Source organism: Bradyrhizobium sp. F1.13.3, assembly GCF_040548265.1.
In the GTDB taxonomy this organism is placed as follows: domain Bacteria; phylum Pseudomonadota; class Alphaproteobacteria; order Rhizobiales; family Xanthobacteraceae; genus Bradyrhizobium.
On the sequence record NZ_JBEPRI010000004.1, the window covers coordinates 112730 to 133582 of the forward strand.

19 protein-coding genes are annotated in these 20853 nt (G+C 65.2%); 9 read left to right on the top strand and 10 right to left on the bottom strand.

Annotated features, from left to right (window positions below):
- Positions 1–13: 13 nt before the first annotated feature.
- Positions 14–1819, bottom strand: coding sequence for an ABC-F family ATP-binding cassette domain-containing protein (locus tag ABIB66_RS12795; RefSeq protein WP_354204102.1), 1806 nt, complete (start codon positions 1817–1819; stop codon positions 14–16).
- 8 nt (positions 1820–1827) lie between these two features.
- Positions 1828–2325, bottom strand: a complete 498-nt coding sequence (locus tag ABIB66_RS12800; RefSeq protein ID WP_354204100.1) for a YaiI/YqxD family protein — start codon at positions 2323–2325, stop codon at positions 1828–1830.
- A gap of 141 nt (positions 2326–2466) precedes the next feature.
- Here ABIB66_RS12800 and ABIB66_RS12805 point away from each other — a divergent pair, with 141 nt between their 5' ends.
- A complete protein-coding gene (locus ABIB66_RS12805) occupies positions 2467–3267 on the top strand; it encodes a hypothetical protein (protein WP_354254916.1) in 801 nt (266 codons plus the stop codon).
- A 124-nt stretch (positions 3268–3391) separates the two neighbouring features.
- Here ABIB66_RS12805 and ABIB66_RS12810 read toward each other — a convergent pair whose 3' ends face one another.
- Complete coding sequence (locus tag ABIB66_RS12810; RefSeq protein ID WP_354254917.1) at positions 3392–5764, bottom strand: xanthine dehydrogenase family protein molybdopterin-binding subunit; 2373 nt, start codon at positions 5762–5764, stop codon at positions 3392–3394.
- Between the two features lie 211 nt (positions 5765–5975).
- Between ABIB66_RS12810 and ABIB66_RS12815 the strand changes: the two genes are divergently transcribed.
- Positions 5976–7043 carry a Ppx/GppA phosphatase family protein gene (locus ABIB66_RS12815; RefSeq protein ID WP_354055378.1) on the top strand — a complete coding sequence of 356 codons (1068 nt, stop codon included), beginning with the start codon at positions 5976–5978 and terminating at the stop codon, positions 7041–7043.
- A gap of 1 nt (position 7044) precedes the next feature.
- Positions 7045–7731 (top strand): RlmE family RNA methyltransferase, encoded by a 687-nt coding sequence (locus tag ABIB66_RS12820; protein ID WP_007592230.1) that lies wholly within the window; start codon positions 7045–7047, stop codon positions 7729–7731.
- A 104-nt stretch (positions 7732–7835) separates the two neighbouring features.
- Here the strand turns inward: ABIB66_RS12820 and ABIB66_RS12825 are convergent, their stop codons facing one another.
- Positions 7836–9326, bottom strand: coding sequence for an MFS transporter (locus tag ABIB66_RS12825; RefSeq protein WP_354204093.1), 1491 nt, complete (start codon positions 9324–9326; stop codon positions 7836–7838).
- A 388-nt stretch (positions 9327–9714) separates the two neighbouring features.
- Here ABIB66_RS12825 and guaB point away from each other — a divergent pair, with 388 nt between their 5' ends.
- The 3 genes from guaB (at position 9715) to ABIB66_RS12840 (ending at position 12924) form a co-directional block, all read left to right on the top strand.
- Positions 9715–11205 (top strand): IMP dehydrogenase, encoded by a 1491-nt coding sequence (gene guaB, locus ABIB66_RS12830; protein WP_354254918.1) that lies wholly within the window; start codon positions 9715–9717, stop codon positions 11203–11205.
- Between the two features lie 255 nt (positions 11206–11460).
- Positions 11461–12483 carry an NADPH-dependent curcumin/dihydrocurcumin reductase gene (curA, locus tag ABIB66_RS12835; RefSeq protein ID WP_354204089.1) on the top strand — a complete coding sequence of 341 codons (1023 nt, stop codon included), beginning with the start codon at positions 11461–11463 and terminating at the stop codon, positions 12481–12483.
- A gap of 150 nt (positions 12484–12633) precedes the next feature.
- The gene (locus ABIB66_RS12840) at positions 12634–12924 is read left to right on the top strand and encodes a hypothetical protein (RefSeq protein ID WP_354055370.1); all 291 of its coding nucleotides are present in this window, start codon (positions 12634–12636) and stop codon (positions 12922–12924) included.
- 16 nt (positions 12925–12940) lie between these two features.
- Here ABIB66_RS12840 and ABIB66_RS12845 read toward each other — a convergent pair whose 3' ends face one another.
- Positions 12941–13783: a metallophosphoesterase family protein gene (locus tag ABIB66_RS12845; protein WP_354204087.1), complete on the bottom strand. Its 843-nt coding sequence runs from the start codon at positions 13781–13783 to the stop codon at positions 12941–12943.
- Positions 13784–13853: 70 nt separating this feature from the next.
- Positions 13854–14513 carry an acriflavin resistance protein gene (locus ABIB66_RS12850; protein WP_354204085.1) on the bottom strand — a complete coding sequence of 220 codons (660 nt, stop codon included), beginning with the start codon at positions 14511–14513 and terminating at the stop codon, positions 13854–13856.
- A gap of 168 nt (positions 14514–14681) precedes the next feature.
- On the opposite strand from ABIB66_RS12850, the gene ABIB66_RS12855 reads away from it, so the two are divergent.
- Together ABIB66_RS12855 and ABIB66_RS12860 are read left to right on the top strand one after the other, a co-directional pair.
- Positions 14682–15104, top strand: a complete 423-nt coding sequence (locus ABIB66_RS12855) for an MAPEG family protein (RefSeq protein WP_275167293.1) — start codon at positions 14682–14684, stop codon at positions 15102–15104.
- A gap of 34 nt (positions 15105–15138) precedes the next feature.
- The gene (locus ABIB66_RS12860; RefSeq protein WP_354204082.1) at positions 15139–16437 is read left to right on the top strand and encodes an RsmB/NOP family class I SAM-dependent RNA methyltransferase; all 1299 of its coding nucleotides are present in this window, start codon (positions 15139–15141) and stop codon (positions 16435–16437) included.
- 124 nt (positions 16438–16561) lie between these two features.
- Here the strand turns inward: ABIB66_RS12860 and ABIB66_RS12865 are convergent, their stop codons facing one another.
- From ABIB66_RS12865 to ABIB66_RS12875, 3 genes are all read right to left on the bottom strand, one after another.
- Positions 16562–16771 (bottom strand): cold-shock protein, encoded by a 210-nt coding sequence (locus ABIB66_RS12865; protein WP_007592195.1) that lies wholly within the window; start codon positions 16769–16771, stop codon positions 16562–16564.
- A 258-nt stretch (positions 16772–17029) separates the two neighbouring features.
- Entirely contained in the window at positions 17030–17362 is a 333-nt protein-coding gene (locus tag ABIB66_RS12870; protein WP_219683300.1) for a DHCW motif cupin fold protein, read from the bottom strand.
- 312 nt (positions 17363–17674) lie between these two features.
- Positions 17675–18046, bottom strand: coding sequence for a nuclear transport factor 2 family protein (locus tag ABIB66_RS12875; protein WP_354204080.1), 372 nt, complete (start codon positions 18044–18046; stop codon positions 17675–17677).
- 147 nt (positions 18047–18193) lie between these two features.
- On the opposite strand from ABIB66_RS12875, the gene guaA reads away from it, so the two are divergent.
- A complete protein-coding gene (gene guaA / locus ABIB66_RS12880; RefSeq protein ID WP_473318228.1) occupies positions 18194–19792 on the top strand; it encodes a glutamine-hydrolyzing GMP synthase in 1599 nt (532 codons plus the stop codon).
- Positions 19793–19916: 124 nt separating this feature from the next.
- Here the strand turns inward: guaA and ABIB66_RS12885 are convergent, their stop codons facing one another.
- The gene (locus tag ABIB66_RS12885) at positions 19917–20801 is read right to left on the bottom strand and encodes a LysR family transcriptional regulator (RefSeq protein ID WP_354254920.1); all 885 of its coding nucleotides are present in this window, start codon (positions 20799–20801) and stop codon (positions 19917–19919) included.
- Between the last annotated feature and the right edge of the window lie 52 nt (positions 20802–20853).

Genomic DNA, 20853 nt, shown 5'->3' on the forward strand with positions numbered 1-20853 from the left:
TTGCGAATGCGCGCTAGGCCTGTTCAATCTCTTCGCGCCGCACTTCGAGCTCCAGCCATTTGTCCTCGGCCTCGGCCAATTCCTTTTGCGCCTTCGTCAGGGCGTCGGAGGCCTGATCGAAGCGCTTGCGATCCTTGCGGAAGAGATCGGGGTCGTCAAGGAAGCGCTGCTGCTTGGCGATCTCGGCCTGCAGCTTGGCAATGGTCTTGGGCAGCGTCTCCAGCGCGTGTTGCTCGTTGAAGGTCAGCCGTCGTCTCGCGACGCCGGACGGCGCGACGGACCGCTGCTCTCTCGTCTCTTCGACGGCCTTCGCTGACGCGCGCTTCACGTCGGCGCCGCGCTGGGCCAGCATGTCGGTATAGCCGCCGGCATATTCGAGCCAGCGTCCGTTGCCCTCGGGCACGATCACCGATGTCACCACGCGGTCGAGAAAATCGCGATCGTGGCTGATCAGAATCACGGTGCCCTCGTAGTCGCTGAGCATTTCCTCGAGGACGTCGAGGGTCTCCAGGTCGAGGTCGTTGGTCGGTTCGTCCAGCACCAGGAGGTTGGAGGGTTTTGCCAGCGCGCGTGCCAGCATCAGCCGGCCGCGCTCACCGCCCGACAGCACCTCCAGCGGCGTGCGCATCTGTTCCTGGGCGAACAGGAAGTCCTTCATGTAGCTGACGACATGCTTCGGCTTGCCGCCGACCATGACATGATCGCCGCGGCCGCCGGTGAGCGCCTCGGCCAGCGTCGACTTGGGATCGAGACTTTCACGATGCTGATCGAGCGTCGCCATCTCGATGTTGGCGCCGAGCCGTATGCTGCCGCTGTCCGGTGCGCTGCCGCCGGTCAGCATCTCGATCAGCGTGGTCTTGCCGGCGCCGTTCGGGCCGACGATGCCGATGCGATCGCCGCGCTGGACGCGGATCGAGAAGCCGTCGACGATCTTTCGCTCGCCATAGGACCGGCTGATATTCTTGGCCTCGATGACGAGCTTGCCGGATTTGTCGGCTTCGGCAGCCGCGAGATTGGCGTTGCCCGTCGCGCCGCGATGGGTGCGGCGCTGGTCGCGCAGCGCGTGGAGATTGCCGAGCCGCTTGACGTTGCGCTTGCGGCGGCCCGAGACGCCGTAGCGCAACCAGTGCTCTTCGTTGACGATCTTGCGGTCGAGCTTGTGCTGGTCGCGCTCTTCCTCCGCGAGCACCTCGTCGCGCCAGGCCTCGAAGGCACTGAAGCCGCGGTCGATCTGCCGGATCTGCCCGCGGTCGAGCCAGGCGGTGCTGCGCGAGAGATTGCCCAGGAAGCGCCGATCGTGGCTGATGATCACCAGCGCGCAGCGGCGGCTCTCCAGTTCGCCCTCCAGCCATTCGATGGTCGGAAGATCCAGATGGTTGGTCGGCTCGTCCAGCAGCAGGATATCGGGCGAGGGCGCCAGCACGCGCGCCAGCGCGGCGCGGCGCGCTTCGCCGCCGGAGACATGCGCCGGATCTTCTTCGCCGCTGAGACCGAGCTGCTCGACCAGATAGCGCGCCTGATAATGGTCGTCGCCGGCATTGAGGCCGGCCTCGACATAGGCAAGCGTAGTGGAGAAACCGGAAAAATCCGGCTCCTGCGGCAGGTAACGGATGGTGGCGCCGGGCTGCACGAAACGGCTGCCGCCATCCGGTTCGACCAGTCCGGCGGCGATCTTGAGCAGCGTCGATTTGCCGGAACCGTTGCGGCCGATCAGGCAGACGCGCTCGCCGGTCGAAACCGACAGTTCGACGTTCGCCAGGAGCGGCGTGCCGCCAAAGGTCAGCTTGATATCGCGCAGTTGAATCAGCGGTGGCGCCATGCGGTGTCTCAGTCCTGTCTTGTTGCGGCCTGATCGGCGCGGCGGCGCTGGATGCGGCGGATGGTCTGGTCGAGCGTCGACAGAAACGTCGAGCGGTCGCGCGGTGAATACGATTTCGGACCGCCGGTGACTTCGCCGGCCGAGCGCAAATCGGTCATCAGGTTGCGGACCGCAAGCGTCATCCCGATCGATTCCTCGGTGAACGCCTTGCCGTTGGACGCGATCACATCGGCGCCGGCCTTCACGCAGCGGCTCGCGAGCGGAATATCCGAGGTAATGACGATATCGCCGGGCCCGGCGCGTTCCGCGATCCAGTCATCGGCTGCGTCCATGCCGGCACCCGCGGCGACCCGCTCGATCAGCGGATCCTGGGGCACGCGGATGAAGTTGCCCGCGACCACGCTCACGGGCAGGCCGTGCCTGCCGGCGACGCGATAGATCTCGTCCTTCACCGGACAGGCGTCGGCGTCGACATAAATGCGGATGGTGTTTTGAGGGTTCGTCATGGTCCGTAGATGGGGCTTACGAAGCGGTTCCGCAGCAGCCGCGTGGTACCCCATTCGGGCCGCAAAGGCGAGGGGATTGACCCCGGTTCCGCAGGGCCTACGATCGGCCCGAAACAACAAGAAATTGGGGAAAGCCAAGCCATGCCGAACCGACTCGAAACCTATCGCGTCGAGGCCTACAAGACGGCCAAGCAATCCGAAAACAAGATGCATGACGACAATGTGGCGCGCCGCTTCGGGTTCTCCGGCGGGCTGGTCCCCGGCGTCGACGTATTCGCCTACATGATGCATGTGCCGGTGGCGCGCTGGGGCCGCGATTTCCTGTCGCGCGGGCTGATCGAGGCGCGTTTCATCAAGCCGGTCTATGACGGCGAGACCGCGGATATCGATGCGACCGAGCACAACGGCCTGCTCACGATCGAGGTGTTCAGCCGCACCGAGCTCTGTGCGACGGGGACGGCGTCGCTGCCGGCGACTGCGGCTGCGGTGTCGTTGAGCGACTATGTCGAGGTCCCCGCGATTGCAGAGCGCAAACCAGTCAGCCCGGCAACATTCGAGACTGGCAAGTGGTTCGGCACGACGCCGCGCCGCTGGGCCGGCCAGGATACAGCCGATTATCTCGCTGATGTCAGGGAGACCGATCCGATCTTCGCGCGCGAGGGGCTCGGCCACCCCGGCCTGATCCAGCGCGTCATGAACCGCGTGCTGGTGGACAACACGATCCTCGGTCCGTGGATCCATGTCGGCAGCCGCATGCAATTGCTGTCAGCCGCACGCGCCGGTGACGAGATCGCCGCGCGGGCAAAAGTCACTGCGAACTACGAGAAGAAGGGCCACCGCTTCGTCGAGCTCGATGCGCTGGTGGTCGCCAACGGCACGACACCGCTGGCGCACTGCCAGCACACCGCGATCTACCAGCCGCGCGAGCAGGCGGCGGCGTAGGCGCGAAAAGGCACATCGCCACAACACCGTCATGCCCGGGCTTGTCCCGGGCAGCCACGTTCTTGATGCCTCACGGCGTGGATGGCCGGGTCAAGCCCGGCCATGACGAAGGAGAGAGCGTGACTTACGCCGCTTTCCCCTTCGCATCCTGGATCGCGCGCCACACACGTTCCGGCGTCAGCGGCATGTCGATGTGCTTGATGCCATAGTCGGAGAGCGCGTCGATCACCGCGTTCACGACCGTCGACAGGCTGCCGGCGCAGCCGGCTTCGCCGCAGCCCTTGCTGCCGAGCGGATTGGTCGTGGCCGGTACCGGGTGGTCGCCGACCGTCATGTTCGGAACGTCCTCGGCGCGCGGCAGAGCGTAGTCCATCAGCGAGCCCGTGATCGGCTGGCCGCTCTCGTCGTAGCGAACGTGCTCCATGAGAGCCTGGCCGATGCCCTGGACGACGCCGCCATGGAGTTGGCCCGCGACCAGCAGCGGATTGATCACCGTGCCGAAATCATTGACCGCGCTGTAGCGCACGATCTGCACGACGCCGGTCTCAGGGTCGATCTCGACCTCGGCGACATGGCAGCCGTTCGGGAAGGCCGACGGCACCGGTTCGCTGGTGTGATCGACGTCGAGGCTGTCGGGCACGCCCTCCGGCGCCTTGCCGTCGTGCAGGCGCTTGGCGAGCTCCATGATGTCGATGCTGCGGTCGGTGCCGGCGATCGTGAAACTGCCGCCTTCGAATTCGATGTCGGCTTCGGATGCCTCCAGCATGTGCGCTGCGGCGCGCTTGCCCTTTTCGATCACAAGCTTGGCGGCGCCCACGATCGCCATGCCGGTCGCAGTGATCGAGCGCGAGCCGCCGGTGCCATTGCCGGTGTGGACGATATCGCTATCGCCCTGCACCAGCTTGACGCTGTCGAAGGGCACCCCGAGCTGCTGGCAGAGCACCTGCGCGAATGCGGATGCGTGGCCCTGGCCGTAATCGAGCGTACCGGTGATGAGCTGCACCGAGCCATCGGGATCGAACACGATCTTGCCGAGTTCGACGCCGGGAGGTGCGGTCACCTCCAGATAGGAGCCGACGGCGATGCCACGCAGCTTGCTGGCCTTCTTGCTCTCCTTCTTGCGCTTGGCAAAATTCTCGTGGTCGGAGATTTCGAGCCCCTTGTTGAAGACAGCCTGGAAGTCGCCGCTGTCATAGGTGACGCCGGAGGACGCGGCGAACGGCATCTGGTTCTGCTTGATGAAGTTGCGCTTGCGCAAGGTCAGGCGGTTGATGCCCATCTCGTCGGCGGCGCGGTCGATCAGCCGTTCCATGTAGTAGTTGGCCTCTGGCCGGCCGGCGCCGCGATAGGCGCCCATCAACGTGGTGTTGGTCAGCACCACCTTGATGTCCACCGCCATCAGCGGAGTACGGTAGACGCTGGAAAAATTCTTGCCAGTGTTGAGCGAAAGCGGGCCGGGCGCAACGCCGGTGATGTAGGCGCCGAGATTGCCGTAGCCTTCGAGCTTTGCCGCGAGGAAATGGCCCTCGGGGTCGAGCGCCAGTTCGGCATGGATCCTCTGCGCGCGGCCGTGGCTGTCGGAGAGAAAGCTGGTCGAGCGTTCGTCCAGCCATTTCACCGGCCGTGCCAATTCCTTGGCCGCGTACAGGATGCACATGTATTCGGGGTAGTTGATGTTCTTCATGCCGAACGAACCGCCGACATTCGCGGTGAGAATACGCACGTTCTCGTTCGGCACTTTCAGGTTTTTGGCGAGATTGGCGCGGTTACCCGCCACTCCCTGCGTTGGCACCTGAAGTGTGTAACGCTCGGTCTTCTTGTCGAAGGAGGCGAGCCCCACGCGCGGCTCCATCGAGACAACTGCGACGCGGGTGTTCTCGATGTCGATCTTGGTGACGTGCGCGGCGCTGGCGAACGCGGCGTTGACCTTCTCGATGTCGCCATAGTGGTAGTCGAGCGCGACATTGTTCGGGATGTGGTCGTAGAGTTGCGGCGCGCCGGGTGTTGCGGCTTGCTCGGGGTCGGTCACCGCCGGCAGCGGCTCGATATCGAGCTCGACCGCCTCGGCCGCGTCGCGCGCCTGGGCCAGCGTCTCCGCCACCACGAAGGCGACGGGATCGCCGACGAAGCGGACCTTGTCGGTTGCGAGCGGCTGGCGGTTGGTCTGGAGCAGGGGAGAGCCGTCGCGGCTCTTCAGCGGCAGGCCGCAGGTGAAGGGGCCGTAGCCGGCCGCATCGAGGTCTTTGCCGGTCCACACCCCCAGCACGCCCGGCATCGCCCTGGCGGCGTCGATGTTGATGCCGCGAATGACGCCGTGGGCATGGGTCGAGCGGACGATCACGGCATGGGCCTGGCCGGGCAGGTTGAAATCGTCGGTGTAGCGGCCCTTGCCGCGCACCAGGGTATCGTCCTCCTTGCGGCGGACCGGCTGCCCGACGCCATATTTTTGCAGTGCAATAGCGTTTTCGAGCGTGGAGGATTTGGTGTGTTCTTGCATGGAATTGACCTGAAAAGCCGGCAATTGCGCGGTTTGGGAGGCGCCTGGGGGACCGGACCCTTCAAAAATAACCTACCGGCCCGTTCACGACAACGCACGAATGGGCATGGTCCCATGTGATGCGTTGTTGCGCAGGATTGGCGCGCTGCTAATGTTTCAGGCGAAAAAGCAATTCCAGATCGGCCCAACCGGCCGCGGAAAGACAGTTTATATGAATGACCACACGCGGCTCCGCGACGGCCTTGCGCCGCACGGTGAGCTGGGGTCGATGGCGGCGGCGTTCGCCACTGAACCGGCCGTCGGCGCGCAAGCGCCGGGAACCGGCGTCTACGCGGCGCTCGACCTCGGCACCAACAATTGCAGGCTCCTGATCGCCTGTCCGACCCACGACGGGTTTCGCGTGGTCGATTCCTTCTCGCGCATCATCCGGCTCGGCGAGGGCGTCTCGGCAACGGGGTGCATCAGCGAGGCCGCGATCGAGCGCGCCATCGTGGCGCTCGGCATCTGCCGCGACAAGATCAACCTGCGCAAAGCGCGGCGGCTGCGGCTGATCGCCACCGAAGCCTGCCGCGCCGCCTCGAACGCCGAAGGCTTTCGCAGCCGCGTCGCTGCCGAGACCGGGATCGAGCTCGAGGTGATCGACCGCGAGACCGAGGCGGCGCTCGCCGTGCTCGGCTGCTCTCCGCTGGTCGATCCCAGGGGGCGCGGTGCGATCCTGTTCGACATCGGCGGCGGCTCGACCGAGCTGGTGCGGATCGAGCGCGACGCCGCAAATCCGGAGCCGCGCATCAAAGCCTGGATGTCGATTCCGTTCGGTGTGGTCACCCTTGCCGAGCAGTTCGGCGGGCGCGACGTGACACCGGAGATCTACGCCGCGATGGAGCGCGAGGTCGCCCACCACATCAAGCCGTTCGCCGAACAGCATGGCGGCGATCTCGCAGACATGCATCTGCTCGGCACGTCAGGCACTGTGACGACGCTCGCCGGCATCCATCTCAACCTTGCGCGCTACGACCGTCGACGCATCGACAGCGTCTGGATGAACGATACCGATGTCACCGCGACCATCAACAAGCTGCTCGGCATGAGCTACGAGGAGCGCGCCGGCAACAGCTGCATCAGCATCGAGCGCGCCGATCTCGTCCTGGCCGGCTGCGCCATCCTCGACGCGATCCGCCGCGCCTTTCCGCTGCCACGCCTGCGCGTCGCCGACCGGGGCCTGCGTGAAGGCATGCTGGTCGAGATGATGCGCGAAGACGGCGCGCTCAGGAGCTGGTGAGATGGCCAAGGACACCACCGGCCGCTTGCACGTCCAGGTCAAGACCCACGGCAAGCGCAAATTGTCGTCCAAGCTGTGGCTGGAGCGGCAGCTCAACGATCCCTATGTGGTGAAGGCGAAGGCGCTGGGCTATCGCTCGCGCGCCGCTTTCAAGCTGCTCGAGATTGACGACAAATACCGGCTGCTCAAGCACGGCATGGCAGTGGTCGATCTGGGCGCGGCGCCGGGCGGCTGGAGCCAGATCGCCGCCAAGCGCGTCGGCTCGGTCGACGGCAAGGGCAAGGTCATCGCGATCGATCTGCTCGAAATCCCCGAGATTGCCGGCGTCGAGTTCGCACAGCTCGACTTCATGGACAATGACGCGCCGGACAAGCTCAAGGCGATGCTCGACGGCGGCGCCGACATCGTGATGTCCGACATGGCTGCCAATACCACCGGTCATCGCAAGACCGACCAGCTTCGCATCGTCGGCCTGATCGAGACTGCCGCCGCATTCGCCTGCGATGTGCTGAAGCCGGGCGGGACCTTCCTCGCCAAGGCGTTCCAGAGCGGGGCCGACGCCGAGCTGCTCGCCCAGCTCAAGCGCGATTTCGCCACGGTGCGTCACGTCAAGCCGGCCGCAAGCCGTGCGGATTCCTCGGAGCGCTACGTGCTGGCGACGGGGTTTCGGGGCGGGGCGACGGAATAGCAACAAACTCCGTCATTGCGAGGAGCTCTTGCGACGAAGCAATCCAGACTGTCTCTGCGGAGGGATTCTGGATTGCTTCGCTTCGCTCGCAATGACGAGTTGGGCTACCCCAGCCGCTGATCCCGCACGTCCTGCGTATCCTCGGTTGCGGCCTTCACGGCCGCCTTCTCCGCGCCCTTGCCGGCACCTTTGCGGCTCGCGATCTCCACCGCCTTGCGGCCGGAGACTTCGTGGCCGGCATCGGCGGGCATCTGCCAGAAGAACCAGCTCGATGCCGCCGAGGTCAGGGCGACCACGAGGAAGGCCGGCGCGAACACACTGGCGTTGAGCTCGCTGGCGTGGCTGAGCCACATCGTCGTCTCCACGGACGCGGCGCCGACCGCGACGCCGGCTGATACCGCGAGCTGCTGGTTGACGCTGACGAGCGTGGTTGCGCGGCTCATCTGCGCGTGCTCGACCTCGGCATAGGCGACCGTGTTGATCGCGGTGAACTCGAGCGAACGGAAGAAGCCGCCGACCACCAGGATGATCATGATGATCAGCAGTGGCGTCGTCACGGTGAAGAGCGCACATGCGGCGAGGAAGACCGCACTGATGATCGCGTTCACCGTCATCAGGTTGCGGAAGCCGAAAGCGCGGATGATGCGTGCGGCCAGCGCCTTCATGCCCATGGCGCCCAGCGAGGAGCCAAACGTGACGAGGCCGGACTTGAAGGGCGAGAGGCCGAAGCCGATCTGCATCAGGAGCGGCAACAGGAACGGCAGCGCGCCGATGCCGAGCCGGAACATGAATCCGCCGAGAATGGCCGCGCGCAGGGTCGGCAGCCTCAGCAGCGTAAAGTCCAGCACCGGCGACCCCGTTCGCCGCGCGTGAAGGACATACAGCGTCATCGAGATCGATCCGCCGACGACCAGGGCGGCGACCGTGCTCCATGGCAGCAGATTGAGGCCGGCAACCGACAGCCCGAAGGCGATGCCGGCGAGCCCGAGACCGGCGAGCACCATGCCGTAGAGGTCGAACGGCTCTCGTTCCTCGCTCTTGATGGGATCGATGAAGCGCAAGGCCATGAAGATGCCGAGCAACCCGATCGGGATGTTGATCAGGAAGATCCAGTGCCATGACGCATAGGTCGTGATGAAGCCGCCGAGCGGCGGCCCGATCACGGGGCCGATCAGGGCAGGGACCGTCACCCACGCCATGGCATTGACCAGCGCGCTCTTGTCGACCGACCGCAACAGCACGAGGCGCCCGACCGGCGTCATCATCGCCCCGCCCATGCCTTGCAGGATGCGCGCGAACACGAAGTCGGTGACCGATGTCGAGAGCGCGCAGCCGACCGAGCCGACCATGAACACGCCGACGGCAATCGCAAACACCATGCGCGCGCCGAACCGGTCGGCGGTCCAGCCGCTCGCCGGGATGAACACCGCAAGCGACAGCAGATAGGAGGTGATCGCGAGCTTGAGCGTCAGTGGGCTGGTGCCGATGTCGGCCGCGATCGCGGGCAGCGACGTGGCGATCACCGTCGAGTCCATGTTCTCCATGAAGAGAGCAGTGGCCACGATCAGCGGAATGATGCGTTGCTTGTCAACCATGACGGATTGGTAAGGGAAATCGGAAGGAAGGGCGCGAATTGCGGCTTATCACCGCCGCTGGGCCGCGACCATTGCGGATCGACGCATGGCACCTAAATCCTGCGTGAGCCCAGGTGGGTGCCCGTCCCGTGCCGGAGATGGCGATGATCTATCGGCACCGGAGGTCGTGGACGCCATCCGCCAGCACGAGCCGCCGCCGAACCTGCCCAAAAATAGCCTGTGCATGGCTGGCCGGCGGTCCGATTTGCTTTGATTCGTCGCCCGCCCGTGCTATCGACCCGCGTCAACCCCACCGATGGGCTCCGATTCTCCGGCGTTGCCGCAAGGTACGCCGAGGGCGGCGCTCATCCATAGTTATTTGCGGCAGGGCCGCGGAAGGAGTTGGCACATGGCCACGGTGCAACAAGGCATTCGCGAAGCCCTCACGTTCGACGACGTGCTGCTGAAGCCGGGCCTGTCGGACGTCATGCCGGGCGAGGTCGACATCCGCTCCCGCGTCACCCGCGCCATTCCGCTCAACATCCCGATCATGGCTTCCGCCATGGACACGGTCACTGAAGCCCGCATGGCAATCGCCATGGCGCAGGCCGGCGGCATCGGCGTCATCCATCGCAATTTCGATCCGGAAGGGCAGGCCGCCCAGGTGCGGCAGGTCAAGCGCTACGAGTCGGGCATGGTGGTGAACCCGCTCACCATCAGCCCCGACGCCACGCTGGACGACGCGCTCAAGCTGATGAGCGATCACGGCATCTCGGGCATTCCCGTCGTCACCGGTGCGGGCAAGTCCACGCCGGGCAAGCTGGTCGGCATTCTCACCAACCGCGACGTCCGCTTCGCCACCGACCGCCAGCAAAAAATCTCCGAGCTGATGACGCACGAAGGTCTCGTCACGGTGCGCGAGAATGTCAGCCAGGACGAGGCACGGCGGATGCTGCATCAGCACCGCATCGAGAAGCTGCTCGTGGTCGACGAGCAATATCGCTGCGTCGGCCTGATCACCGTGAAGGACATGGAGAAGGCGGTCGCCCATCCGCTGGCCTGCAAGGACGCGCAGGGCCGCCTGCGCGTCGCCGCCGCCACCACGGTCGGTGATAGCGGCTTCGAGCGCACCGAGCGGCTGATCGATGCCGGCGTCGATCTCGTCGTGGTCGACACCGCGCACGGCCATTCCCGTCACGTGCTCCATGCGGTCAACCGCATCAAGCGCCTGTCCAATTCCGTGCAGGTCGTTGCCGGCAACGTCGCGACCTCGGAGGGTGCGCAGGCGCTGATCGATGCAGGCGCGGACTGCATCAAGGTCGGCATCGGCCCGGGCTCGATCTGCACCACGCGCATCGTCGCCGGCGTCGGCGTGCCGCAGCTCACCGCGATCATGGATGCGGTCGAGGCGGCGAAGAAGTCCGACATCCCCGTCATCGCCGACGGCGGCATCAAGTTCTCCGGCGATCTTGCCAAGGCGCTCGCTGCCGGTGCCGACATCGCGATGGTCGGCTCGCTGCTCGCCGGCACCGACGAGACGCCCGGTGAAGTGTTCTTGTGGCAGGGCCGCTCCTATAAGGCCTATCGCGGCATGGGCTCGGTCGGCGCGATGGCGCGCGGCTCGGCCGACCGCTACTTCCAGCAGGACATCAAGGACACGCTCAAGCTCGTGCCCGAAGGCATCGAAGGCCAGGTGCCTTACAAGGGCCCGGTCGGCAACGTCATGCACCAGCTCGCGGGCGGCCTGCGCGCCGCGATGGGCTATGTCGGTGCAAAGGACATGAAGGACTTGCACAACAAGGCGCGGTTCGTGCGCATCACCGGAGCGGGCCTGCGCGAAAGCCACGTCCACGACGTCACCATCACGCGCGAGGCGCCGAACTATCCGGGCGGGGGTTAGGCGCTCCACATTCCGCTGTCATGCCCCGGCTTGACCGGGGCATCCAGTACGCCGCGGCTTCTCGGCTCGACCACGACCGCCTCTGGAATACTGGATCGCCCGATCAAGTCGGGCGATGACAGCGAGGGCGTGGTTGGCGTGTACTAAACTCCATTTGCCGCGCTGTCCTGCAACTACGCTCCGTCGCTTTTGTATTGACGTGCTCCGCTCGCTCCGCTTCCGTTCGCGACGAAGAAAACTCAGGAGGAAGCCATCATGTCCCAAGGCAAACGCATCGTTCTCGCCGCGCGTCCCGTCGGCGAGCCAAAGCCGTCCGATTTCCGCATCGAGGAATTCGCCGTGCCGACGCCTGCGGCAGGTGAAGTCCTGCTGCGCACCATCTGGCTCTCGCTCGATCCCTATATGCGCGGGCGCATGAGCGACGGTCCGTCCTACGCGACGCCGGTACCCGTCGGCGGCGTGATGGAAGCCGGTACCGTCTGCGAGATCGCAGCCTCCAACAATCCGAACTTCGCCAAGGGCGACATCGTGCTCTCTCGCGCGGGCTGGCAGACGCACGCGATCTCCGACGGCAAGGGGCTGAACAAGATCGACCCGAAGCTCGCGCCGATCTCGACGGCCGTCGGCGTGCTCGGCATGCCCGGCATGACCGCCTACACGGGGCTGCTCGATATCGGCAAGCCGCAAGCGGGCGAGACCGTCGTCGTCGCCGGTGCCTCCGGTGCGGTCGGTTCGGCCGTGGGACAGATCGCGAAGATCAAGGGCGCACGCGCGGTCGGCATCGCCGGCGGCAAGGACAAATGCGAGTACGTCGTGAAGGAGCTCGGCTTTGATGCCTGCATCGATCACCGCGATCCCGATCTGGCGGCGAAGCTGAAGGACGCCTGCCCGAAAGGCATCGACGTCTATTTCGAGAATGTCGGTGGCGCGGTGTTCGAGGCGGTGTTCCCGCTGCTCAATGCGTTTGCGCGCGTACCCGTCTGCGGCCTCATCGCCCACTACAACGATACCGAAGCGAAGCCGCCGAAATGGGCCGCCAGCATGATGCGCGCGACCCTGACCAAGCGGCTGACCTTCCGCGGCTTCATCGTCTCCGACTTCGCCTCACGCCATGGCGACTTCCTGCGCGACATGTCCGGCTGGGTCCGCGAGGGCAAGGTCAAGTACAAGGAGTTCGTCACCGAGGGCCTGGAGAGCGCGCCCGAGGCCTTCATGGGGCTTCTGAAGGGGGCCAATTTCGGCAAGCAGCTGGTGCGGGTCGGGCCGGATAAGGCTTGATCCGCTGCTCTCGGCCCCCTCGGGGCCGGGTATCGTTAACAAAGAGTGACCGATCGGCCACACCTGCCCGTAAAAGCCGCAGGTGTGACCGTCGGTTCATTGACGGGCAGGCGAAGGCATTGAATCATTGCGCATATTTCAGGTGCGATGATGTTAGAGCTTGTTGTTTTCTGCGTAATCCTGCTGGCTGCCGGTTATTGGGCGACGATGTTTGTCATGGGCCGTCGCGACGACGTCATTCATGGCAAGTTCGTTCACACCGAGGACGTGTTCGCGCAATCCGCGATGCCCACACCCACGCCGCCATTCCCCAAGCGCCCGGTCAAAGCCGCGCGGCCTGCCAATGTTCAGCCCGCCAATACCGGGGCCAAGCCGGTGAACAGCGACGCTCTGCAGTCCTTGCTTGCCGCGATCCAGCAGGATCTCAAGAGCGTCGCTTGAGCAGCGATGGGCAGCGCTAGTGCGCACCGCCCATCTGGGCGAGCAGCTCCTCGATATCGATATCGACCTGGCCCGCGGCCCTGACGTGGCGAACCTCGAAGCCGTCGGGCTGGAAGCGGTACTCCACGAGCCCGACCTCCTTTATCGCGATCCGCTCCTGGCGCGCATCGTTGATCTTGAAGCCGGCTGACGGCGCCCAGACGTGGCGGGTGTGGCGCCAGGTGAAGTCGCGCCGCTGGTGCACGTGACCGCTGGCGATGAGGCGCAGGTCGACATGTGCAAACATCTCAATCAGCCGCGCGCGGGCCGGCTGCGGCACGTAGCGGATCGACGTCTCCGGTGTTTCAGGGTCGTCGGGCAGGTTGAGAAATATCGGCTTATGTACGAACAGCGCGACCGGCTTGCCGTTCGTGCGCGACACTTCCGAGGCGAGCCAATCGAACTGCTCGGCCTCGAAGGCGAGCCCTGAGTTCATCACCAGCGAGTTGAGGCCGATGAAGCACCAGCCCGCGGCCTCGAACGACCAATGGTCCTCGCCGATGATCTTGCGGAATTGCTGGCGATGCGCTTCCGCGACCGGCGGCTTCGGCGCAGGGCCGACCGCGGTCGGATTGTCGCCGATGTCGTGATTGCCGGGGATGTAGCGGCAGGCGACGGGCAGGGCATCATGCAGGGCCTTGGCGAATTCGACGTCGTCGCGGCTGGTCGGCCCGTCGAACGAGACGTCGCCGGTGTTGACGACGAGATCGGGCCTATCGGTGTCGATATGCTCGCTGAGCGCCTGGAAGTTGGCGATCAGGCCAGGGAAGCGCCGGCCAAGATGGGTGTCGGAGATCTGCGTCAGGCGAAATTCGGACATGGATCGATCATAGGCCCCGCCCGACGTCGGAACGATGACGGCGCGTCCGCGGTCCGCGATCGAACAATGTTTAAAGCACGCGGTAGCGGATCGTGTAGGCGTCCTGCGGCGCGACCGGGCTTGCCAGCGGCGAGGCGATGCGGTCGGCGAGGTGCCAGGGACCGAACTGAGGGCCGAACTGGGTGCCAAACTGCTCGGAGCGATGCGGCTCGGCCGGCAGGCGGAGGCGGAATTCGAAGGTGCCCTTGCCGGGCAGATTCACGATCAGCACGCGGTCTGCGGTGCGATGGTTGAGCGCCACCACGCCACGCAGCACGGAGCGGCCATCACCGAGCTCCCGCACGCCGTCGACCAGCGCCAGCGTCTGGTTGCGGTCGGTATGCAGCTCGATCTGGGTGTCGGACACGGCCGCCAAGGTCTCTCTCGGCATGCGGATCTCGAACTCGATCGCGGGTTTCGAGGGATTGAGGCCGAGATAGGCGAGCGCGGCATGGCGCATGTCGTAGGCGGCAAACGCGAACAGAGCGAGGGCGGCGAGCGCAGCGAGGCCGTGCCTGAGGACATCACGCCAGGTCCGATAGCTCATTCGGAAGTAGACCGTCATCGCCAGCGCCACCGCAAGCGCCGTCGCGATGCCGGCCAGTGCCGACATCAGGATGCCGAACTGGCCGTCGGCGGACTCGGTCAAAGCACCGGTCAGGCTGCCGATCTGGCTGAAGAGGGTGTTCATGGCGGTCTCTCGCCTTGCGCGCCCCAAGGGGCAAAATCGCTTTAACTGTCGACAGTTGGTCGCCTCATCGGGAACGCCGGTTCAACTCGTTGATTGTCAGGACCAGCGGTGACCGCTAATGGACGCTAGCTGCGGCTTCCGCCGGTTGGGAAATCCCGGGAAATTCCGATGTCCGTTCAAATGGTTTTGCTGCCGGTTTTCGTGCAGGTCGGTCTCACCTTCGCGCTCCTGATCGCCATGGCGATGGGACGCCGGCGCGCGCTCGTGTCCGGCGAGACCAAGAGCCGTGACATTGCGCTGGGCGAGCCCAACTGGCCGAAGGGGGCCACACAATTCGCCAATTGCTACCGCAACCAGTTCGAACTGCCGGTGCTGTTCTACGCCCTGATCGCGCTGGCGCTCCCGTTGCGCCATGCCGATCTGTTCATCGTGCTGATGTCCTGGGTGTTCGTGGTGACGCGCTTCGTCCATGCCGGAATTTTCGTCTCCTCCAACAATCTCGGCCGCCGCTCCACGATCTGGCTCGCGGGCGTGCTCGTCCTGCTCGCGATGTGGATCTACTTCGCTTTGAAAATGCTGTTGCTGATCTAGGCGCTACTCGCCGATCCTGATCTGAAAGATTCAAATGACTCCCGCTGCCCGGCTGTCCGCAGCCATCGAACTGATCGACACCATCGAGAAGGACCGCGTGCCCGCGGCCAAGGCGTTGAAGGAGTGGGGCACCGCGCACCGCTTCGCCGGATCCGGCGACCGCGCCGCCATTGCCGGCCTCGTCTGGGACGTGCTGCGCCGCTATGCCTCGAGCGCCTACCTGATGGATTCGGACACCGCGCGGTCGCGGCTGATCGGCATGCTTCGCCTCGAGCGCAACATGGATGCGGCGACGATGGCCGCGCTGTTCGACGGCAGCCGCTTTGCTCCCGCGCCGTTGACCGAGGCCGAGCAGACCGCGCTCGCCTCGCGGTCGCTTGAAGGGGCCCCGGCCGCGATCGCCGGCGACTATCCAGAATGGCTGGATCCGTATTTGGCAAAGGCGTTCGGCGACGAGCGTGTCGCGGAGGCGGCCGCGATGGCGAGCCGGGCGCCGCTCGACCTGCGCGTCAACACGCTAAAATCCAATCGCGACAAGGTGCTGGGGGCGCTTGCTCATCTTCATGCGAAACCGACGCAGTGGTCCGCAACCGGGCTGCGCATCGAGCTTTCGGCCGATGCGCGCAACCCCGGCATCCAGGCCGAGGAGGATTTCATCAAGGGCGCCATTGAAGTCCAGGATGAGGGGTCGCAGCTTGCAGCTGCCTTGACCGCGGCAAAACCCGGCGAGCAGGTGATCGATCTCTGTGCGGGAGCCGGCGGCAAGACGCTGGCGCTCGCCGCGATGATGCAGGGCAAGGGCCGGCTGATCGCGACCGACAGCGACAAGCGGCAACTCGCGCCCATCCACGAACGCCTGTCGCGCGCCGGCGTCCACAATGCCGATGTGCGCACGCCCAAGGGCGACGCCGATCCGCTGGCCGAGATCAGCGCCACCGCCGACCTCGTCGTGATCGACGCGCCCTGCACGGGAACCGGAACCTGGCGCCGCAACCCAGATGCCAAATGGCGCATGCGCCCGGGCGCGCTGGAGATTCGCTTGCGGGACCAGACCGAGGTGCTCGACCGCGCGGTTCCGCTGGTCAAGGCCGGCGGCCGCATCGCCTACATCACCTGCTCGGTGCTTTCAGAGGAGAACGGCGAGCAGGTGAGGGCGTTCACCGCCCGCCATCCCGAGTTCGCGGTGGTGCCGCCCGAGCAGACCGCGAGCGTGCTCTGGGACAAGGCGGAGGAGTTTGAGCAAGCCGCGCTACGATCCGCCGAAGGGTGGATGATGACGCCGCGGCGGACGGGGACGGACGGGTTCTTCGTCTCGGTGCTGAAGAAATCGTAGCGTCATAGTCGCTCTTGGGGGTGCGGCGACCCCAAACAAAAACCCCGCGAACCGGAACCCGGTCGCGGGGTTTTCTAAGTTGACGTTCTGCCGGTACGTCCGTGGTCAGAACGGTGCGCGGGCTTTAGCCGACGCGGAGATTGTCCGCCGAGGACTTGCCGCTGCGACGATCGGCGACGATGTCGAACGAGACCTTCTGACCTTCGTTGAGGGTCGAGAGGCCAGCGCGCTCGACGGCGCTGATGTGCACGAACACGTCCTTGTCGCCGTCATCCGGCTGAATGAAACCAAAACCCTTTTGATTGTTGAACCACTTCACGGTGCCCATAGCCATGGGAATTTCCTTTGCTTAAGAAGTTAACACGCGGACCGGTACGCATTATTGCGCCCATAGTCCTGATCAGTCGATGTTGGAGAAATCATCTGAAGCGTGCGCGCCCGTCAGCAACGAAGCGAAGCGGCCCAGTCGTTCGGCCAAGTATCGATGATCACAATATAGCGAGATTTTGGGGCCACTTCAAGGCACCACCCGCCGCTCGGGATGTCCCCGTATTTTGCTATTTTGCGGTGCAAATTAACCCGTCCAGGGCGCTCAATCGACGATAAACAGCGTCGCCCCGGTCGCCGTCGAGGACCGGTGCGCGGCGTCGCCGAAATCCGAGACCTGGTAGCTCATCCCCGCCGTGAGCTTGAACTTACGCCCGTCGCGCAGCTCGCTGTCGAGCTCGCCTTGCAACACGTAGAGCACGTGGCCGCGGTCGCACCAATGGTCGGCGAGATAGCCCGGCGTATACTCGACCATCCGAACCCGGAGATCGCCGATGTTGAGCGTGCGCCACTGCGCCTGCCCGGTCTCGCCGGGATGGATGGTCGGCTCGACCTTGCTCCAATCCGTGACGGTGAAGGGGGAGGTGGGGAGCTTCATGGGGGGATCCTGTGTCAGAGCCGGCAGCGCTGTTGTTAGCGCACGCTCGTCCAGCAGTCTCCGTCATTGCGAGCGCAGCGAAGCAATCCAGTGATGCATCTGCAGCGGCAGCCTGGATTGCTTCGCTGCGCTCGCAATGACGAGCTTGAGGCACGCTCGCGCCTCACTCTCGGTGTCATCGCCCGGCTCGACCGGGCGATCCAGTATTCCAGAGGCCGTGCCGTGATACGGAAAAGCCGCGGCGTACTGGATTCCCGCCTTCGCGGGGAATGACAGCGGTGGGTGAGGGCGCGTCGTCCAACCCAGCGAGCGTCAATGCACCGGGTGATTCGCCGAGCCCTGCACGATCTTTCCGGCCGCATTCACCCGCAGATATTCGCAGATCCGCTTTCCCCGCTCGTTCTCGTAGAACACCACCACGCTGTCAGGGCTGACAAACAATTCGATCAGCGAGAAATGCAGGTTCGGCACCAAGGCGAGCGCCTTGCCCCAATAGGCGCGCAATGCATCCTTGCCGCGCACGGTGCCGCTTTCATCGAATCCCAACATGGGGATGCGGTCCGACGTCATCACGGTATCCTCGTCATAGAGCGTGAGCACGCGCTCGAGATCGCGCGCGTTCCAGGCCTCGACCCAGGTCCGGCCGAGCGCGGCGAGCTGTGATGGCTGATTGTGTTGTGACACGAGCGTTCTCCCTGATTGGCGCTGTTTGAGGATGGCGCAATTAGGTCAATAATACTTACCTGTATTGATTTGTCCATGCCCAAAGAAGAATGTGGGCGCGCGGCCCGCGCGGTTGCGGGAAAAGCCCCCGTCGCGTATCTGCTTGCCATGACAGCAGCACAGACCGACCGCTCCGCGTCGACGCCCTCGGTGGCCTCGGCGCACGACAAGATTCTCATCGTCGACTTCGGCAGCCAGGTGACGCAGCTCATTGCGCGTCGCGTGCGCGAGGACGGCGTCTATTGCGAGATCGTCCCGTTCAACAAGGCCGAACAAGCCTTCAACGAGATGAAGCCGAAAGCGGTGATTCTCTCCGGCGGTCCTGAGTCGGTGCATGAGGCGGGCTCGCCCCGGGCGCCGCAAGCGATCTTCGATTCCGGCGTGCCCGTGATGGGCATCTGCTACGGCCAGATGGCGATGGCGGAGCAGCTCGGGGGCACTGTCGAGGGCGGCCATTACCGCGAATTCGGCCGCGCCGATGTCGAGGTGAAGGCGCCAAGCAAGCTGTTCGAGGACATCTGGTCGCCGGGCGGCAAGAACCAGGTCTGGATGAGCCATGGCGACCGCATCACCAAAATGCCGCCGGGTTTTTCCGTCGCCGGCACCTCGCCGAACGCGCCGTTCGCGATCATCCAGGACGAGACGCGCAAATATTACGGCCTGATGTTCCACCCGGAAGTGGTGCACACCCCCGACGGTGCCAAACTGATCCGCAACTTCGTTCGCAAAATCGCAGGCCTGTCCGGCGACTGGACCATGCGCGCCTTCCGCGAGGAGGAGATCGCGAAGATCCGCGCCCAGGTCGGCAAGGGCAGGGTGCTCTGCGGCCTGTCCGGCGGAGTCGATTCCGCAGTCGCGGCCGTCTTGATTCACGAAGCCATCGGCGAGCAGCTCACTTGCGTGTTCGTCGATCACGGCATGCTGCGTCTCGACGAAGCCAAGACCGTGGTCGACCTGTTCCGCCACCACTACAACATCCCGCTCGTGCACGTGGATGCCTCGAAGCAGTTTCTCGGCGAGCTTGAAGGCGTCACCGACCCCGAAACCAAGCGCAAGACCATCGGCCGCCTCTTCATCGAGGTGTTCGAGGCGGAGGCCAAGAAGATCGGCGGGGCCGACTTCCTGGCTCAAGGCACGCTCTATCCCGATGTGATCGAGAGCGTCTCCTTCACCGGCGGTCCCTCGGTGACGATCAAGTCACACCACAATGTCGGCGGTCTCCCCGAGCGCATGAACATGAAGCTGGTCGAGCCCCTGCGCGAGCTGTTCAAGGACGAGGTGCGCAAGCTCGGCCGCGAACTCGGCCTGCCCGAAATCTTCGTCGGCCGCCACCCGTTCCCGGGCCCCGGCCTCGCCATCCGCTGTCCCGGCGACATCACACGCGAGAAGCTCGACATCCTGCGCAAGGCCGATGCCGTCTACATCGACCAGATCCGCAAGCACGGGCTCTACGATGACATCTGGCAGGCCTTTGCGGTACTGCTCCCGGTCAAGACGGTCGGAGTCATGGGCGACGGCCGTACGTACGATTTTGTGGTCGGCCTGCGCGCCGTCACCTCCACCGACGGCATGACCGCGGACTTCTACCAGTTCGACATGAAATTCCTCGGCGAGACCGCCACGCGCATCATCAACGAGGTGAAGGGCGTGAACCGGGTGGTGTACGACGTGACCAGCAAGCCGCCTGGGACGATTGAGTGGGAATAATTTTCGCCCTCCGAAGGTGTCCGGGAATACGCCACGGTACGTGGGCCGCCCGCCCTGGAGTGACGAAAAGTGGTGGAAGGCCGGTAAGCGTCCGCCCATCCGGCACGGCCCATCGCCTCTGTCGTCATTTCTTCTTCCGCCGAAACGCCGCGACGAACGCGTCCATGACTGCGGCAAGCGCCGATCCTGCGGGCCCCGGCGCGCGCAACATCCACACGGCCCAAGGAGGCGGTGCGTAGGCGCCGAGTACCGTCACGAGACCGCCCGAGCCGAGGAGAGCCGCCGTTCCAGCCTGCCCGATCCCGGCCCCAAGCACCGTCGCTGCGCGCAGGGCATCCGAACCGTCCACGGTCAGTGCGAAGTCGGGCTGGAGGCGGCGCGTGCCGCCCGGTGCGCGGAACAGCCAGGGCATCAGCCGTCCCGTCGCCGGAAAACGCAGGCCGATCAGCCGGTGCTTTGCGAGATCATCAGGCGTTAGAGGCGTCCCGTGCCTGGCGAGATAGGCGGGCGCGGCAAGGGTGACGAGCGGCAACGGTGCAAGGCGCCGGGCAAGGAGACTGGCGTCGGCGATCCGGGGCGCGATCTGCACCGCGAGATCCCAGCGGCCGCCGCCGAGGTCGGCGAAGTGGTCATCGAGGGTGAACTCCACGCGCAGGGCCGGGTACCGCTCCAGAAGCGAGGCCAAGGCGTGCAGCAGGGTCGGAGCGAGGGAGGCGGCTGCGGTCACGCGCACCGTACCCGCGACCCCTACTGGTGCGCCGAGACGGCTGGCGGCAGCCGCGAGTGCGAGCGCCGGGCCTCGGACCTCGGCAAGGAAGCGCTCACCGTCGGGTGTGAGGGAGAGTGCGCGGGTCGAGCGGCGGAACAGGCGCGCACCGTGCGTGGCCTCGAAGCGGCCGACGAGGCGGGCAATTGCGGCCGGGGTCACGCCGAGCTCGCGCGCGGCCCCGGCGAAGGAGCCCGCCTCGGCAACACGGAGAACGACGACGGCGGCGCGCAGAGTGTCCATGTTTCATTCAATACATTTGGTTGCTTCAGCCGCAACACCATTTGTCCTGCCC

Bases quoted from the DNA above. Each gene is read 5' to 3' on its own strand.
- ABIB66_RS12795 (WP_354204102.1), bottom strand. From the start codon at position 1,819: ATGGCGCCACCGCTGATTCAACTGCGCGATATCAAGCTGACCTTTGGC.
- ABIB66_RS12865 (WP_007592195.1), bottom strand. From the start codon at position 16,771: ATGGCTATGGGCACCGTGAAGTGGTTCAACAATCAAAAGGGTTTTGGT.
- ABIB66_RS12845 (WP_354204087.1), bottom strand. From the start codon at position 13,783: ATGTCCGAATTTCGCCTGACGCAGATCTCCGACACCCATCTTGGCCGG.
- ABIB66_RS12840 (WP_354055370.1), top strand. From the start codon at position 12,634: ATGTTAGAGCTTGTTGTTTTCTGCGTAATCCTGCTGGCTGCCGGTTAT.
- guaB (WP_354254918.1), top strand. From the start codon at position 9,715: ATGGCCACGGTGCAACAAGGCATTCGCGAAGCCCTCACGTTCGACGAC.
- ABIB66_RS12885 (WP_354254920.1), bottom strand. From the start codon at position 20,801: ATGGACACTCTGCGCGCCGCCGTCGTCGTTCTCCGTGTTGCCGAGGCG.
- ABIB66_RS12810 (WP_354254917.1), bottom strand. From the start codon at position 5,764: ATGCAAGAACACACCAAATCCTCCACGCTCGAAAACGCTATTGCACTG.
- ABIB66_RS12820 (WP_007592230.1), top strand. From the start codon at position 7,045: ATGGCCAAGGACACCACCGGCCGCTTGCACGTCCAGGTCAAGACCCAC.
- ABIB66_RS12825 (WP_354204093.1), bottom strand. From the start codon at position 9,326: ATGGTTGACAAGCAACGCATCATTCCGCTGATCGTGGCCACTGCTCTC.
- ABIB66_RS12860 (WP_354204082.1), top strand. From the start codon at position 15,139: ATGACTCCCGCTGCCCGGCTGTCCGCAGCCATCGAACTGATCGACACC.
- ABIB66_RS12805 (WP_354254916.1), top strand. From the start codon at position 2,467: ATGCCGAACCGACTCGAAACCTATCGCGTCGAGGCCTACAAGACGGCC.
- ABIB66_RS12850 (WP_354204085.1), bottom strand. From the start codon at position 14,513: ATGAACACCCTCTTCAGCCAGATCGGCAGCCTGACCGGTGCTTTGACC.
- ABIB66_RS12815 (WP_354055378.1), top strand. From the start codon at position 5,976: ATGAATGACCACACGCGGCTCCGCGACGGCCTTGCGCCGCACGGTGAG.
- ABIB66_RS12800 (WP_354204100.1), bottom strand. From the start codon at position 2,325: ATGACGAACCCTCAAAACACCATCCGCATTTATGTCGACGCCGACGCC.
- curA (WP_354204089.1), top strand. From the start codon at position 11,461: ATGTCCCAAGGCAAACGCATCGTTCTCGCCGCGCGTCCCGTCGGCGAG.
- ABIB66_RS12855 (WP_275167293.1), top strand. From the start codon at position 14,682: ATGTCCGTTCAAATGGTTTTGCTGCCGGTTTTCGTGCAGGTCGGTCTC.
- guaA (WP_473318228.1), top strand. From the start codon at position 18,194: ATGACAGCAGCACAGACCGACCGCTCCGCGTCGACGCCCTCGGTGGCC.
- ABIB66_RS12870 (WP_219683300.1), bottom strand. From the start codon at position 17,362: ATGAAGCTCCCCACCTCCCCCTTCACCGTCACGGATTGGAGCAAGGTC.